Origin of the sequence: Streptomyces sp. NPDC058464, assembly GCF_042721035.1 — a bacterium.
Taxonomy (GTDB): Bacteria; Actinomycetota; Actinomycetes; order Streptomycetales; family Streptomycetaceae; genus Streptomyces.
The window spans coordinates 67,056-81,339 of sequence record NZ_JBHXMA010000042.1 but is presented as its reverse complement, the minus strand read 5'-3'; the positions used below and the strand labels follow the sequence as shown (position 1 = coordinate 81,339).

Annotated in this window: 13 protein-coding genes; 7 read left to right on the top strand and 6 right to left on the bottom strand. The window is 72.0% G+C overall.

The features are described 5' to 3' along the window. Positions 1–27: 27 nt before the first annotated feature. Together ACFWPQ_RS40625 and ACFWPQ_RS40620 are read right to left on the bottom strand one after the other, a co-directional pair. Complete coding sequence (locus ACFWPQ_RS40625; protein WP_384046683.1) at positions 28–729, bottom strand: class I SAM-dependent methyltransferase; 702 nt, start codon at positions 727–729, stop codon at positions 28–30. Positions 730–812: 83 nt separating this feature from the next. Further along, a complete protein-coding gene (locus tag ACFWPQ_RS40620) occupies positions 813–1,487 on the bottom strand; it encodes a DUF3043 domain-containing protein (RefSeq protein WP_384046680.1) in 675 nt (224 codons plus the stop codon). Between the two features lie 200 nt (positions 1,488–1,687). On the opposite strand from ACFWPQ_RS40620, the gene ACFWPQ_RS40615 reads away from it, so the two are divergent. The 5 genes from ACFWPQ_RS40615 to ACFWPQ_RS40595 all read left to right on the top strand — a co-directional run bounded on the left by ACFWPQ_RS40615 (position 1,688) and on the right by ACFWPQ_RS40595 (position 7,292). Continuing rightward, positions 1,688–2,479: a PspA/IM30 family protein gene (locus ACFWPQ_RS40615; RefSeq protein ID WP_361283413.1), complete on the top strand. Its 792-nt coding sequence runs from the start codon at positions 1,688–1,690 to the stop codon at positions 2,477–2,479. A 28-nt stretch (positions 2,480–2,507) separates the two neighbouring features. Beyond that, complete coding sequence (locus ACFWPQ_RS40610) at positions 2,508–2,786, top strand: hypothetical protein (protein ID WP_384046734.1); 279 nt, start codon at positions 2,508–2,510, stop codon at positions 2,784–2,786. Between the two features lie 142 nt (positions 2,787–2,928). Then, a complete protein-coding gene (locus tag ACFWPQ_RS40605; RefSeq protein WP_384046677.1) occupies positions 2,929–4,197 on the top strand; it encodes a sensor histidine kinase in 1,269 nt (422 codons plus the stop codon). Beyond that, entirely contained in the window at positions 4,194–4,877 is a 684-nt protein-coding gene (locus tag ACFWPQ_RS40600; protein ID WP_384046674.1) for a response regulator, read from the top strand. Before ACFWPQ_RS40605 ends, ACFWPQ_RS40600 begins: the two co-directional genes overlap by 4 nt. A gap of 165 nt (positions 4,878–5,042) precedes the next feature. Next, complete coding sequence (locus ACFWPQ_RS40595) at positions 5,043–7,292, top strand: PQQ-binding-like beta-propeller repeat protein (protein ID WP_384046671.1); 2,250 nt, start codon at positions 5,043–5,045, stop codon at positions 7,290–7,292. Positions 7,293–7,308: 16 nt separating this feature from the next. Here ACFWPQ_RS40595 and nadA read toward each other — a convergent pair whose 3' ends face one another. Beyond that, complete coding sequence (gene nadA, locus ACFWPQ_RS40590; protein WP_384046668.1) at positions 7,309–8,505, bottom strand: quinolinate synthase NadA; 1,197 nt, start codon at positions 8,503–8,505, stop codon at positions 7,309–7,311. A 323-nt stretch (positions 8,506–8,828) separates the two neighbouring features. Between nadA and ACFWPQ_RS40585 the strand changes: the two genes are divergently transcribed. Then, positions 8,829–9,185 carry an iron-sulfur cluster assembly accessory protein gene (locus tag ACFWPQ_RS40585; protein WP_030951236.1) on the top strand — a complete coding sequence of 119 codons (357 nt, stop codon included), beginning with the start codon at positions 8,829–8,831 and terminating at the stop codon, positions 9,183–9,185. Positions 9,186–9,253: 68 nt separating this feature from the next. On the opposite strand, the gene ACFWPQ_RS40580 is transcribed toward ACFWPQ_RS40585, so the two are convergent. Together ACFWPQ_RS40580 and ACFWPQ_RS40575 are read right to left on the bottom strand one after the other, a co-directional pair. After that, positions 9,254–11,137: a hypothetical protein gene (locus ACFWPQ_RS40580; RefSeq protein WP_384046665.1), complete on the bottom strand. Its 1,884-nt coding sequence runs from the start codon at positions 11,135–11,137 to the stop codon at positions 9,254–9,256. A 105-nt stretch (positions 11,138–11,242) separates the two neighbouring features. Beyond that, entirely contained in the window at positions 11,243–11,452 is a 210-nt protein-coding gene (locus ACFWPQ_RS40575; RefSeq protein ID WP_361283426.1) for a hypothetical protein, read from the bottom strand. Positions 11,453–11,585: 133 nt separating this feature from the next. On the opposite strand from ACFWPQ_RS40575, the gene ACFWPQ_RS40570 reads away from it, so the two are divergent. Then, entirely contained in the window at positions 11,586–12,560 is a 975-nt protein-coding gene (locus ACFWPQ_RS40570) for a carbohydrate kinase family protein (protein ID WP_384046662.1), read from the top strand. Positions 12,561–12,617: 57 nt separating this feature from the next. On the opposite strand, the gene ACFWPQ_RS40565 is transcribed toward ACFWPQ_RS40570, so the two are convergent. Continuing rightward, positions 12,618–13,994 carry a cysteine desulfurase/sulfurtransferase TusA family protein gene (locus ACFWPQ_RS40565; protein WP_384046659.1) on the bottom strand — a complete coding sequence of 459 codons (1,377 nt, stop codon included), beginning with the start codon at positions 13,992–13,994 and terminating at the stop codon, positions 12,618–12,620. Between the last annotated feature and the right edge of the window lie 290 nt (positions 13,995–14,284).

Below are 14,284 nucleotides of genomic sequence, written 5' to 3'. Positions count from 1 at the left end.
CGAACGAGGAGCGGCACCGGGCGAAGCTCAGCCGCGCACCCCGCACAGGTGCAGCAGCGCCGCGACCGACCGGTACGGATCCGTCCGCCCGGCCTGCTCCTCCGCCGCGAGCAGCGTCCCCAGGTCGGCCGGAGTCCCGGCGTCGTCCGCGGCCGTGTCCGTGAACACCCGTACGCCGTACCAGGACTGCAGCGGGGCGCCGATCCCGGCGAGGGCGCCGGTGAGGGTCGCCAGCCGGTCGGCCCGGACGTCCAGGCCCAGCCGGTTGCGGTAGGAGACGGTGTCGAAGGCACCGAGGGCCCCCGCCCAGTCGCCGCTCAGCCCCGGCCGCATGGCCAGCGCGTCGGCGTTGCGCACCAGCAGCGACAGCAGCCCGCCCGGGGCCAGCATCCGGGCCAGCCCGGCGAGCAGCGCGTCCGGTTCCTCGACGTACATCAGCACCCCGTGGCAGAGGACCACGTCGAAGCTGCCCGGCAGGAAGTGGACGCCCGTGTCCCGCCCGTCCCCCTCGACGATCCGCACCCGCTCGCGGATGCCCACCGGCTCGGCGGCCAGCGCCTCCCGCGCGGCCGCGACCATCGCCGGTTCCCGCTCGACACCGGTCACCTGATGACCGGCCCGGGCCAGCCGCAGCGCCTGCGTGCCCTGGCCCATGCCCACGTCCAGCACCCGCAGCCGCTGCCCGACCGCGAACCGCCCGGCTATCTGCTCGTCGAGCTGGCGGGCCACCAGCTCCTGTCGTACGACATCACGCAGCCCGCCCAGCCTGGTCAGCCAGGCCTTCGCCGCGCCCCCGGAGAACGGCTCTGTGCTCAGGGCCGCTCTCCGCGCTTGACCTGCGGCTTGGGCAGCCGGAGCCGGCGCATCTGGAGGGAGCGGAACAGGCCGTAGGTGACGGCGCCCTTGCGGTTCTGGTCCGGGAACCGCTCGGCGAGGCGCTTGCGCAGCCGGAACCCGCTGACGGCCGCGTCGAGCACGATCAGCACGATCACGACCAGCCACAGCAGCAGCGCGATGTTCTTGATCGCCGCGTTGTTGACCACACTCATGACCAGGATGACCACGGCCAGCGGCAGGAAGAACTCCGCCACGTTGAAGCGCGAGTCGATCCAGTCACGGGCGAATCTGCGGACCGGGCCCTTGTCACGGGCCGGCAGGTACCGCTCGTCGCCGGTGGCCAGCGCCTGGCGCTGCCGCTCCATGGCGGTGCGCCGCTCGTCGCGCTGACGCTTGGCGGCGTCCTTGCGCGTGGTCGGCGTGTTGGCCACGCTGCGCCGCTGGGTCTGGGCCTCACTGCGCTTGGGCGTGGGCCTGCCCTTGGGGGCCTGCGGGTCACGGGTCTGCTTGGAGTCGGTCACGACCGCCTTGTCGGCGGGGGCCTTCTCATCCTTGGCACGGCTACGGAACACAAAACCCAAGGGTACGGGGTGGAAGGGTGTGGGCCCTAGTCCGGCGGGGAACGATCCCGCAACGCCAGTCGTCTCCATGGGGGACAGAGGGGACGTTGCAGGCGCTTCGCTCAGGGGGACCCTCTCCTACCTGTGCGGGAGCGGAGCTGTCCGTAGTCGTCCTTGGGGATGAGCGCATCGGTCCCCGAACAGTGCGGTAATGGAGGCAGGGCCCGTACTGTGGGTCCTGTCGCAGGATCGGTGAGCTGGAGTCCGTCAGAAGGGGGCGCGCGAAGCCCATGAGCGGTGTCATGAAGCGTATGGGGATGATCTTCCGCGCGAAGGCGAACAAGGCCCTGGACAGGGCCGAGGACCCGCGCGAGACCCTCGACTACTCGTACCAGAAGCAGCTCGAGCTGCTGCAGAAGGTCCGCCGCGGCGTCGCCGACGTGGCGACCAGCCGCAAGCGGCTCGAACTCCAGCTGAACCAGCTCCAGCAGCAGTCCGGCAAGCTGGAGGACCAGGGCCGCAAGGCGCTCGCCCTCGGCCGTGAGGACCTCGCCCGCGAGGCGCTCTCCCGCCGCGCCGCCCTCCAGCAGCAGGTGACCGACCTGGAGACGCAGCACGCCACCCTCCAGGGCGAGGAGGAGAAGCTCACCCTCGCGGCCCAGCGCCTGCAGGCCAAGGTGGACGCCTTCCGTACGAAGAAGGAGACCATCAAGGCCACCTACACCGCCGCCCAGGCGCAGACCCGCATCGGCGAGGCCTTCACCGGCATCTCCGAGGAGATGGGCGACGTCGGCCTCGCCATCCAGCGCGCCGAGGACAAGACGCAGCAGCTCCAGGCCCGCGCCGGCGCCATCGACGAACTGCTCGCCTCCGGCGCCCTCGACGACCCGACCGGCACCGCGAAGGACGACATCGCCGCCGAGCTGGACCGCCTCTCCGGTGGTACGGATGTAGAGCTCGAACTGCAGCGCATGAAGGCCGAGCTCGCCGGCGGTTCGCCGCAGCAGGCGATCGAGGGTGGCACCGGCCAGGGCCAGCAGGCGCAGCAGCCGCAGGACACCCCGCGCTTCGACAAGCAGTAGCCGACGCCTGGAGGGCGACATGGCCGACATGGTCGTGAGGATCATGGGGGAGGGCCAGGTGAGGCTGGCCGACAGCCACCTCGCCGAACTGAACAAGCTGGACGACGAGCTCCTCGCGGAGACCGAGTCCGGCGACGAGGCAGCCTTCCGCCGCACCCTGGGCGCCCTCCTGGACAAGGTCCGGGAACTGGGCGCCCCGCTCCCCGACGAGGCCCTGGAACCCTCCGACCTGATCCTCCCGTCCCCGGACGCGACCCTGGAGGAGGTCAGGGCACTGCTGCGGGACGACGGCCTGATTCCGGGCTGACTTGCTCCCACCGGCTCGCCCGGCGCCCGGACCTGAACCTTTCAGGTGACCGAGTCGGGTGGGGGGCGGGAAGCCGGGCGGTGCCCGCAGCGGGCCGAACCAAGAGTTCCGGCCCGCACGAACCAGCCGTACTGTTCACAAGGTGAGCACCCTCGAAAGAGCCCGCTGCAGAGCCGGCGCCCATCCACTCGCCGTGGACGCGGTCATCGCCGCGGGCGCTCTCGTCTGCATGGTCGTGAGCTCTTTCGCCGCCCCGCACGGCACGCACGGCGTCGCCTGGGGCATCCGCACCCCGGCCCCGCTCAGCCTGGCCCTGATGACGCTCGCCGCCGCGGCCCTGGTCTTCCGCCGGTACGCCCCGAAGACGGTCCTGGCCGTCACCGGCGCCGCCTCCGTCGTGGAGTGCGTCACCGGCGACCCCCGCGCCCCCGTCGCGATGGCGGCCGTGATCGCCCTGTTCACCGTCGCCGTCACCACCGACCGCCGCACCACCGTATGGGCCGGCCTGCTCACCATGACCGTGCTGACCACCGCCGCGATGGTCGCGGGACCCCTGCCGTGGTACGCCCAGGAGAACCTCGCGATCTTCGCCTGGACCGGCATCGGCGCCACCGCCGGGGACGCCGTGCGCAGCAGGAAGGCCGTCGTCCAGGCCATCCGCGAGCGTGCCGAGCGCGCCGAGCGGACCCGGGAGGAGGAGGCCCGCCGCCGGGTCGCCGAGGAGCGGCTGCGGATCGCCCGCGACCTGCACGACGTCGTCGCCCACCACATCGCCCTGGTCAACGTGCAGGCCGGGGTCGCCGCGCACGTCATGGACAAGCGGCCCGACCAGGCCAAGGAGGCCCTCGCCCACGTCCGCGAGGCCAGCCGCTCCGCGCTGAACGAACTGCGCGCCACCGTCGGCCTGCTCCGCCAGTCCGGCGACCCCGAGGCACCGACCGAGCCCGCCCCCGGCCTGCACCTCCTGGAGGAGCTCGCCGACACCTTCCGCAACGCCGGCCTCCAGGTCGAGGTCGCCCGCGCCGACCAGGGCACCACCCCGCCCGCCGCCGTCGACCTGGCCGCCTACCGGATCATCCAGGAGGCCCTGACCAACGTGCAGAAGCACGCCGGGCCCGACGCCAAGGCCGAGGTGAGCGTCGTACGCGTGGGACCGCACATCGAGGTCACCGTCCTCGACAACGGCTCCGGCGAGGACACCGCCCCCGAGGCCGGCGGCGGCCACGGCCTGCTGGGCATGCGCGAGCGCGTCACCGCCCTGCGCGGCACCCTCACCACCGGCCCCCGCTACGGCGGCGGCTTCCGCGTCCATGCGATCCTGCCGGTCAAGACCGACACCAACGACCGTACGAGCGACCGTACGAGCGGTCGCGCGAAGGACCGTTCGGCCGCCCTGGGGGATTCCGTATGACGATCCGTGTCCTGCTCGCCGACGACCAGGCACTGCTGCGCAGCGCGTTCCGGGTGCTCGTCGACTCCGAGCCCGACATGGAGGTGGTCGGCGAGGCCTCCGACGGCGCGGAGGCGGTGCGGCTCACCGAGGAGCGCGAGGTCGACGTCGTCCTGATGGACATCCGGATGCCGGGCACCGACGGACTGGCCGCCACCCGGCTGATCAGCGCCGACCCCGCCCTGGCGCATGTCCGCGTCGTGATCCTGACGACCTTCGAGGTCGACGACTACGTCGTCCAGGCGCTGCGCGCGGGAGCCTCCGGCTTCCTCGGCAAGGGCAGCGAACCCGAGGAACTCCTGAGCGCCATCCGGATCGCCGCCGGCGGCGAGGCGCTGCTCTCCCCGACGGCCACCAAGGGCCTGATCGCCCGCTTCCTCGCCCAGGGCGACCTCGGCGACGAGGGCCGCGACCCGGCCCGCGGCGAGCGGCTCGACGCGCTCACCTCACGGGAGCGCGAGGTCCTGGTCCAGGTCGCCGGCGGGCACTCCAACGACGAGATCGCGGAACGCCTGGAGGTCAGCCCGCTGACCGTGAAGACCCACGTGAACCGGGCCATGGCCAAGCTCGGCGCCCGGGACCGGGCCCAACTCGTGGTGATCGCGTACGAGTCGGGGCTGGTACGCCCCCGGACGGACTGACCCCGCCGCCCCGGACGCGCCGGTGACGCCCCTCGCCGCCGTTCGCGCCCTGCCGCCGATGCCGCCGATGCCGCCGATGCCGCCGATGCCGCCGGGCGCCGTCCGCGCCCGGCCGTTCCGTATGCTGGCGCCGCGAACTGCAGGGCGGGGAAGGGGAGTTTGGGCGTGCCGCTGCACAAGGACGACCCGCGGTCCCTCGGCGGCTACAGGCTGGCCGACCGGCTGGGGGCCGGCGGGATGGGCATCGTCTACCGGGGCCGGTCGCGTTCCGGGCGCGAGGTCGCCGTCAAGGTGGTGCACGCCCAGTACGCCGAGGACCCCGTCTTCCGGGCCCGCTTCCGGCAGGAGATCGAGGCCGCCCGCCGGGTGAGCGGTGCCTTCACCGCCCCCGTCCTGGACGCCGACCCGGACGCGCCGGCGCCCTGGATGGCCACCCAGTACGTGCCCGGCCCCTCCCTCGCCGCCCGCATCCGGACCCAGGGCGCGCTCCGCGTCACCGAGTTACGGCCGCTGGCCCTCGGCCTGGTGGAGGCGCTGCGGGACATCCACCGGGCCGGGGTGGTGCACCGTGACCTGAAACCGGCCAACGTCCTGATCGCCGAGGACGGCCCCCGCGTCATCGACTTCGGCATCTCCCGGGCCGCCGAGAACCACAACACCCTCACCGAGACCGGGCAGATGGTCGGCACCCCGCCGTTCATGTCCCCGGAGCAGTTCACCGACGCCCGTACCGTCGGCCCCGCCTCCGACGTCTTCTCGCTCGGCGCGCTGCTGGTGTACTGCGTCACCGGACGCGGCCCCTTCGACGCCGACAGCCCCTATCTGACCGGCTACCGGGTGGTCCACAACGAGCCCGTCCTGGACGGGGTCACCGGCCCGCTGCGCACGGTCCTGGAGCGCTGCCTGGCCAAGGACCCCGCCGCCCGGCCCGGACTCGACGACCTGGCCCGGGAGTTCGCGGCGGCCCTGCCGGAGCCGGAGTCCGCCGAACCGCAGACGATGACCCTGCGCCTGCCCGCCACCCGTCCCGGCCACGCCCTCGCCCCCGACGCCACCACCCCGCCGGTCACCGGCCGCCGCCCCCGCCGCCGCACCCCGCGCCTGCTGCTGGCCGCGGCCGCGGTGACCGCCCTCGCCCTGACCGGCTACTACCTGCTGCTGGGCCCCGGGATCGGCGACGGCGAGGCACGCACCGGCTCCTCGGCGTCCTCGACGTCCTCGGAGTCCCCCGGATCCCGCTGGGGCGCCCTCCCCGCCGGCTGGCAGCCCTGGCAGACAACGGTGTCCGCCACCGCCGAGCAGGGCGTGCGGAAGGCGCCGGGCTACGAGGGCGACACCTCGCCCTCCTGCGTCTCGGACGGTTCCTCCGTCTACTGCGGCGGCACCGCCCTCCTCCCGACCCGGGTCGACGCCACCACCGGCCGGACCCTCTGGCGCTCCGGCATAGCGCCTGCGGGCGAACCGGCCGACCGCTACATCACGACCGTCCTCGGTGTGGACGACGGCGTGGTCCTCGTCGAACTCCAGCTCACCGACGACAACGGCGCGGGAAAGGCCCAGTCCGTCCTCGCGCTCAAGGCCTCGGACGGCACCGAGGTGTGGTCCCACGCGGTCCGCACCGACAGCCTGGGCTCGGCCTACGGCGACGGGGTCACCCTGACCCAGGAGGGCGACGGCACCACGTTCACCGTCCGCTCGGCACGGGACGGCAGCGTGCGCCGGAACGTGCCCGTGCCCCGGGGCTGGCTCTGCTCGATGCTCTCCGCGGGGGACTTCCCCTACGTGGACTGCGGCGACCAGTCGGACGGCTCGCACGCCACGAGGTTCTACGTCGTCCATCCCGCCGACGGCTCGGTGCGCACCCTGAATTCTCCCGCCCAGACGGCCAGTTTCGTCGGCACCCTCTCCGGACAGCTGCTCTTCCTGGAGTCGGACGACCAGGACGTCAACAACGGCCCCGACCTGATCTACCACCGCATCGTGCGCGTCGACCCCGACACCGGCAGGCGCACCCTGGTCCAGCTGCCCGAGAAGTACCGGGGCGGGCTGCCCACCCTGGCCCGGGGCGCGCTCTACCTCGCCACCTCCAGCGGCCTGGTCACCGCCTTCTCGCCGACGACCGGGGCCCGGCTGTGGGAGAGCCACACGACCCTGGAGTCACCGGGCCAGGCCTCCGTGGACGCCAAGGGGCGCACGGTGTACATGGCGGGCATGAGCGGACGGGTGGTCGCGCTCGACGCGGCGAAGGGCACCGTCCTGTGGGAGTCCTCCGCCCGCGCCGAGGTGCTCGGCAACAGCGGCCTGCTGCCGACCGTCTGGTTCAACCGCGGCGCCCTGGTCCTGTCGACCTCCGACGGCACGATCTTCACCCTCGACCCCGCGCACCCCGAGCGCGAACCCGTCGACCCGGGGTGACACAGGCGTCGTACGGCTACGGCAGCGCCAGCATCCGCTCCAGGGCCAGCTTGGCGAACGCCTCGGTCTCCTTGTCGACCTCGATGCGGTTGACCAGGTTGCCCTCGGCCAGCGACTCCAGGGTCCAGACCAGGTGCGGCAGGTCGATGCGGTTCATGGTCGAGCAGAAGCAGACGGTCTTGTCGAGGAAGACGATCTCCTTGCCCTCCGGCGCGAAACGGTTCGCGAGGCGGCGGACCAGGTTCAGCTCGGTGCCGATGGCCCACTTGGAGCCGGCGGGCGCGGCCTCCAGTGCCTTGATGATGTACTCCGTCGAGCCGACGTGGTCGGCGGCGGCGACGACCTCGTGCCGGCACTCCGGGTGGACGAGGACGTTCACGCCCGGGATGCGCTCGCGCACGTCGTTGACCGAGTCCAGCGAGAAACGGCCGTGCACCGAGCAGTGGCCGCGCCACAGGATCATCTTCGCGGCCCGCAGCTGGTCGGCGGTCAGGCCGCCGTTCGGCTTGTGCGGGTTGTAGACCACGCAGTCGTCCAGGGACATGCCCATGTCCCGGACGGCGGTGTTGCGCCCCAGGTGCTGGTCGGGCAGGAACAGCACCTTTGTCGCCGAGGGCTCGCCCTGCTCGAAGGCCCATTCCAGGGCGCGCTGCGCGTTCGACGAGGTGCAGATGGTGCCGCCGTGCTTGCCCGTGAACGCCTTGATGTCCGCGGACGAGTTCATGTACGAGACGGGGACCACCTGCTCGGCTATGCCGGCCTCGGTCAGCACGTCCCAGCACTCGGCGACCTGCTCGGCCGTCGCCATGTCGGCCATGGAGCAGCCGGCCGCGAGGTCGGGAAGGACCACCTTCTGGTCGTCCGAGGTCAGGATGTCGGCGGACTCGGCCATGAAGTGCACACCGCAGAACACGATGTACTCCGCCTCCGGGCGGGCGGCCGCGTCCCGGGCCAGCTTGAAGGAGTCGCCCGTGACATCGGCGAACTGGATGACCTCGTCGCGCTGGTAGTGGTGGCCGAGCACGAAGACCTTGTCGCCGAGCTTCTCCTTGGCCGCGCGGGCGCGCGCGACCAGGTCCGGGTCGGACGGCGAGGGCAGGTCGCCGGGACACTCGACGCCCCGCTCGCTCTTCGGGTCGGCCTCACGGCCGAGCAGCAGCAGGGCGAGCGGAGTCGGCTGTACGTCGAGCTCCGTGGTCTGGGCGGTGGTCACGACACGCACCCTTTCTACTTTTCGTCGTTCTGACGCTATCTATCATAACTGCTTCATGTCACTTTGACGATGGCCATAGCGTCGATGTGACATCAATCCCGGCGCCGAACGGGAGGGTGGCCGGCGGGTGGACGCGGGGTGGTCGCCTTGTGTGCAGGTCGCCGTGGGTGGCCACCGCGACTGCTGTGCGTCACTTCGGGCATGTGCGAGCATGAAGACGTAGGAAAAACGCGAGAACGCGCATGCCGGCCCGGAATGAATCAGCGGACCCGCCGGTTGCACTCGTCGGCAAGCAGTCTCCGTACAACCCGGGAGAGATGTAGATGTCCGTATCGGACGAGACCAGCACCGCCACCGACGGCATCATCCTGAGCGACGCCGCCGCGGCCAAGGTCAAGGCCCTGCTCGACCAGGAAGGCCGTGACGACCTCGCCCTGCGCGTCGCCGTCCAGCCCGGCGGCTGCTCCGGCCTGCGCTACCAGCTCTTCTTCGACGAGCGTTCCCTCGACGGCGACGTCGTCAAGGACTTCGGCGGGGTCAAGGTCGTCACCGACCGCATGAGCGCTCCGTACCTGGGCGGCGCGTCGATCGACTTCGTCGACACCATCGAGAAGCAGGGCTTCACGATCGACAACCCGAACGCGACCGGCTCCTGCGCCTGCGGCGACTCCTTCAGCTGAGCCGAAGGGCACACGGCAGGAAGGCGGCGGTCCCTCGTGGTGAGGGGCCGCCGCCTTCCTGTGTGCGCTCAGCCCAGCTGCGGGTTCAGCGTCGTCGCCTTCTCCTTCGGGACGGCCTTGCCGTCCGTGCCGACCACCTTCCGGCCGTCCAGCGGCGCGTCCAGGTGCACCGCCTGGTGGTACTGCTTGGCGATCAGCACACAGATCTTGTCCGGCCAGGGCGTGGCGGTCACCTTCACCACCACCTGCTCGGAGCCCTCGTCCGCCGTCACCTTGTAGTCGGCGCACACCCCGCCGGTGAACGCGACGACCAGCTCGCGGTCGTCGGTCGTGTACCCGTCCACCTTCACGTCCTTCGTGGTCCCCGCCGAGGCGCTCGCACTCGCACTCGCCGAGGGCGTCGGCGACGGCGACGAGGAGGAGACCAGGTACTTCGGGTCCACCGCCGGATAGGTCACGGTGTACGAGTCCGCCGCCCCGCGCACCTGGAACAGCCAGGACGGCACCAGCGCCTGCCGCCCGGCGACGGACTGCGCGGCGAGCCCGAACACCGCCTTCTCGATCACGGCCGGGGACGCGGACGAGGCGGCCGACGCGGACGGCGTCGACGCGCCGCACGGCTGCTCCAGCCGGTCCTTCAGCGGTACGGAACTGGCGCAGCCGCCGATGCCCATCCGGTGGTCGGAGCGCGGCGCCGCGTTCATCAGGTCCAGCGTCTTGGCGGCGCTCAGCACCGGATACGTGTCGCCCTTCGCCGGCGTCGCCAGCATCCCGTTGCCGCCGACCACCTCGCCCTGCTTGCCGACGGTCAGCCCGGTCGTCCAGCCGTACGTCGGCAGCCCGCCGACCACCGGGTCGGCGTTCACCACCCGCTGGGCGCCGATCACCTGGCTCGTGTCGACCTTCGCGTCGTCCTGGCCGAGCGCCTTCAGCACCGGCGCCGCCGCCTTCTCGGCGTCGCTCACGCTCACCGGGTCACCGGCCGGCACCGCCGGGTCCTGCGTGCACACCAGGCCCCTCTTGCAGTTGTCGGTGCCCGGGGCATAGCGGCTGTACGTCCACAGCCCCGGGGCGGCCCGGTTCACCTGGAGACTCCCGCCGGAGCCGTCGTTGTCGGTGCCGACCTTCCACACCTGGCCCTCGGCCACCGGGGCCCCCTCGACCCCGAGCGCCTTCGCCAGCGCGGCGACCCGGTCCTTGGAGACCTCGCCGGAGGGCTGGTACACGGTGGCCGAGCCGGGGCCGGCGGGGAGCGTCCCGCTCGCCTTGTACGTCACGCCGTAGGGATCGGGCTCGCCCGGGGCTATGCCGTTGCCGCCGGAGGAGTAGCCGTCCAGGGCGAGGGGCGGGGGAGTGGAACCGCCGGACGCGCCCGTGGTCGTACCGCCGCCGGAGTCCGAACCGGCGCCGGAACCGGTGCTCGCGGCGAGGTAGGCACCGCCACCGCCGATCAGGAGGACGGCGGCGGCCACGGAGGCGACGACGAGGGCGGGGGAGCGACGGCGGGGAGCGAGGTCGTCGGCCTCGGTATCGGCTTCGGCCTTGGTATCGGCTTCGGCCTTGGCATCGGCTTCGATATCGGCTTCGGCTTCGGCCTCGGGTGTCCCGGGGGCCTCAGGAGCGTCGGAGGCATCGGAAAGCGCGACCGCTTCCGGCTCGGCAGAGGGCTCCACGGTCTCAGCGGCGGCCTCAGCGGCGGCCTCAGCGGCGGCCTCAGCGGCGGCCTCGGCTGCGGCCTCGGCGGCTGGGGCCGCGTCCGGCTCGGGGGCCTCCTCGGGCTCCGGAACCTCTGCCACGGCGCTCTCGGCGCTCTCGGCGGACTCCGCGGTGGTCTGCGCGTCGGCATCGGCCTCGGCGGCCTCCGGCGACTCCGTGGCCTGCCGGGCCTCGGGGGGCTCCCCGGTGCCGCCCGCGGCCGCGTCGTCGTCGTTCTCGGGTCGCTCGCTCTTCACCGCATCGCTCCTTGCCGTGTCGTATCCCGCCTCCCCTTCACGGGGGACGGCGATGGGACGCGGGAGGGGAGCGCGCGGTTCCCTGGGAAACGCGCCGGGCGAGACTCAGTCGCCGTAGTCGGACATCGCGTCCAGCAGCCTGGCGGACTTCTTCGGCACGGTCACCCCGTGGATGAGTGACGGCGGCACGGGACGGGCATCGCTGTGATCGGGAACCGTCCAGTGCGGAGCCATCCGGGCGCAGTCCCCGCGCAGCGACGCGAGGTCGCCGTCGAGGTCGGCCGGAGCGGGGGAGTGGACCTTGAGGTTCGTCATGACGGAACCGTAGGCACGTCGGGCGTCGCGAAGAAAGATCTACTATCGGGTAGTTTTGGCACCTTCAGGGTGCCCACGCCGACCCGGTAGCGTTAACTGTCAATTACGCCTCCCCCTCAGGAGAGTCCCAGCCGTGCGCATCGCAGTCACCGGCTCCATCGCCACCGACCACCTCATGACCTTCCCCGGCCGCTTCGCCGACCAGCTGGTCGCGGACCAGCTGCACACGGTCTCGCTGTCCTTCCTGGTCGACAACCTGGACGTACGACGGGGCGGCGTCGGCGCGAACATCGCGTTCGGCATGGGACAGCTCGGCACCCGGCCGATCCTGGTCGGCGCGGCGGGCTTCGACTTCGACGAGTACCGGGCCTGGCTCGACCGGCACGGCGTCGACACGGACTCCGTCCGCATCTCCGAGACCCTGCACACCGCGCGTTTCGTGTGCACGACCGACGCCGACCACAACCAGATCGGCTCCTTCTACACGGGTGCGATGAGCGAGGCCCGGCTGATCGAGCTCAAGACGGTGGCCGACCGGGTCGGCGGCCTCGACCTGGTCCTGATCGGCGCGGACGACCCGGAGGGCATGCTCCGCCACACGGAGGAGTGCCGGACCCGGTCCATCCCCTTCGCCGCCGACTTCTCCCAGCAGATCGCCCGGATGAACGGCGACGAGATCCGGATACTGCTGGAGGGCGCGACGTACCTCTTCTCGAACGAGTACGAGAAGGGCCTGATCGAGTCCAAGACCGGCTGGAGCGACGAGGAGATCCTCGCGAAGGTCGGCCACCGGGTGACGACCCTCGGTGCGCGAGGGGTGCGGATCGAGCGGGTCGGCGAGGAGACCATCGAGGTCGGCTGCCCCGACGAGGAGCGCAAGGCCGACCCGACGGGCGTCGGCGACGCGTTCCGCGCCGGGTTCCTCTCGGGGCTGGCGTGGGGGGTCCCGCTGGAGCGGGCGGCCCAGGTGGGCTGCATGCTGGCGACCCTCGTCATCGAGACCGTGGGTACGCAGGAGTACCAGCTGCGTCGGGGGCACTTCATGGAGCGGTTCACCAAGGCGTACGGGGACGAGGCCGCCGAAGAGGTTCGGGGCTACCTGGTTTGAGTTTCGGGTGCGGCGGCGTGGGGGCTGGTCGCGCAGTTCCCCGCGCCCCTAAGTAAGTCAGCTGATCCGGCGTACCAAGTACGCCGTTCCTTTTTCTGTCTTTTCCTCGCCCACGTACTCCTGGCCCCGCATCTCGCACCATGCCGGGATGTCCAGGCGTGCCGCCTCGTCGTCGGACAGGACCCGGACCCTGCCGCCCACCGGCACGGTGCCGATGACCTTCGCCAGTTCGATGACGGGGATCGGGCATCGTTTGCCGAGGGCGTCCACGACGAGTGCGTCCTCCTGCACGGCCGCCGTCGGCATCGTGACCCCCAGCTTCTCCCGCACCCCGGCCACCACCCCCGGCAGCACCTCCAGGAACCGCTCCACGTCCGCCTCGGCCGCCCCCGTCGGCAGCGACACCCGCACGTTCCCCTCACTCAGCACACCCATCGCCTTGAGCACATGGCTCGGCGTCAGCGTGCTGCTCGTGCAGGACGATCCGGACGACACGGAGAAGCCCTCCCGGTCCAGCTCGTGCAGCAGTGTCTCTCCGTCGACATAGAGACAGGAGAAGGTGACGATCCCGGGCAGCCGCCGTTCCGCGTCGCCCACCACCTCCACGTCCGGCACCAACTCGGCCACCCGCGCCCGGATCCGTGCCGTCAGCTCCCGCAGCCGTACGGCCTCCTGCTCCGCCTCCGCCCGTACGGCCCGCAGCGAGGCCGCGGCCGCGACGATCGCCGGCTGGTTCTCGAAGCCGGGCGCCCGGCCCGACTCCCGTTCGTCCGAGGCCCCTTGGGCGGCGAACCGCACCCCCTTGCGTACGACCAGCAGCCCGACCCCGCTCGGCCCACCCCATTTGTGCGCACTCGCCGTCAGCAACGACCAGCCGTCCTCGACCCGCCCCCACCCCAGTGACTGCGCCGCGTCCACCAGCAACGGCACCCCGGCCGCCCGGCACACCTCGGCCACCGCCGCCACCGGCTGCACGGTGCCCACCTCGTGGTTGGCCGACTGGAGGCAGGCGAGCGCGGTGCCGGGGCGGAGCGCGGAGGCGTACGACTCCGCCTCCACGGCACCTGTCCGCGCCACCGACACCCGGGTCACCTCGCCGCCCTCCGCCTCGAACACCTCGGCCGAATGGAGTACCGAGGAGTGTTCGACGGCTGACACGATCAGGTGACGTCCGATCCGGCGACGACCGGCCAACGCGCCTGCCACGCCCGCATGGACGGCACGCGTCCCGGACGGCGTGAAGGTGAGCTCGTCCGGCCGGCAACCGACGGCGTCGGCCGCCGCCTCCCGGGCGGCATCCAGCAGCATGCGCGCCTTGCGCCCCTCGCGATACAACCGAGAAGGGTCCGCCCACCCGTCGTCCAAGGCGGCCAACAAGGCCTGACGGGCCACGGGGTGGAGAGGAGCAGCGGACGCAGCGTCAAAGTAGGACACGCAGCAACGTTAGAACGTCCTCGGGGACAGCCAACCCAGGGGCGCGGGGCTGTACCCATTTGCGGCTCCGCCGCGTGGGCGCGACCAGCCCCCACCCACCTGCACACGCGCACGAAACCCCACCAACCCGAGCTATTGGGCGCCCATTCCCACCCCTACAGAGTGACCCGCGGCGCGTATGCCCCCCTCCCCGCGACCCCCCGAATCGCGTCGGCTAGGGTTTGGTCCGCATAAACATCCAAACCCCTGCCCGACGCAGGGCGGCGACCGACCAGCGAGAAGGCCGCAGC

Bases quoted from the DNA above. Each gene is read 5' to 3' on its own strand.
- ACFWPQ_RS40585 (WP_030951236.1), top strand. From the start codon at position 8,829: ATGTCCGTATCGGACGAGACCAGCACCGCCACCGACGGCATCATCCTG.
- ACFWPQ_RS40600 (WP_384046674.1), top strand. From the start codon at position 4,194: ATGACGATCCGTGTCCTGCTCGCCGACGACCAGGCACTGCTGCGCAGC.
- ACFWPQ_RS40615 (WP_361283413.1), top strand. From the start codon at position 1,688: ATGAGCGGTGTCATGAAGCGTATGGGGATGATCTTCCGCGCGAAGGCG.
- ACFWPQ_RS40575 (WP_361283426.1), bottom strand. From the start codon at position 11,452: ATGACGAACCTCAAGGTCCACTCCCCCGCTCCGGCCGACCTCGACGGC.
- ACFWPQ_RS40610 (WP_384046734.1), top strand. From the start codon at position 2,508: ATGGTCGTGAGGATCATGGGGGAGGGCCAGGTGAGGCTGGCCGACAGC.
- ACFWPQ_RS40620 (WP_384046680.1), bottom strand. From the start codon at position 1,487: ATGGAGACGACTGGCGTTGCGGGATCGTTCCCCGCCGGACTAGGGCCC.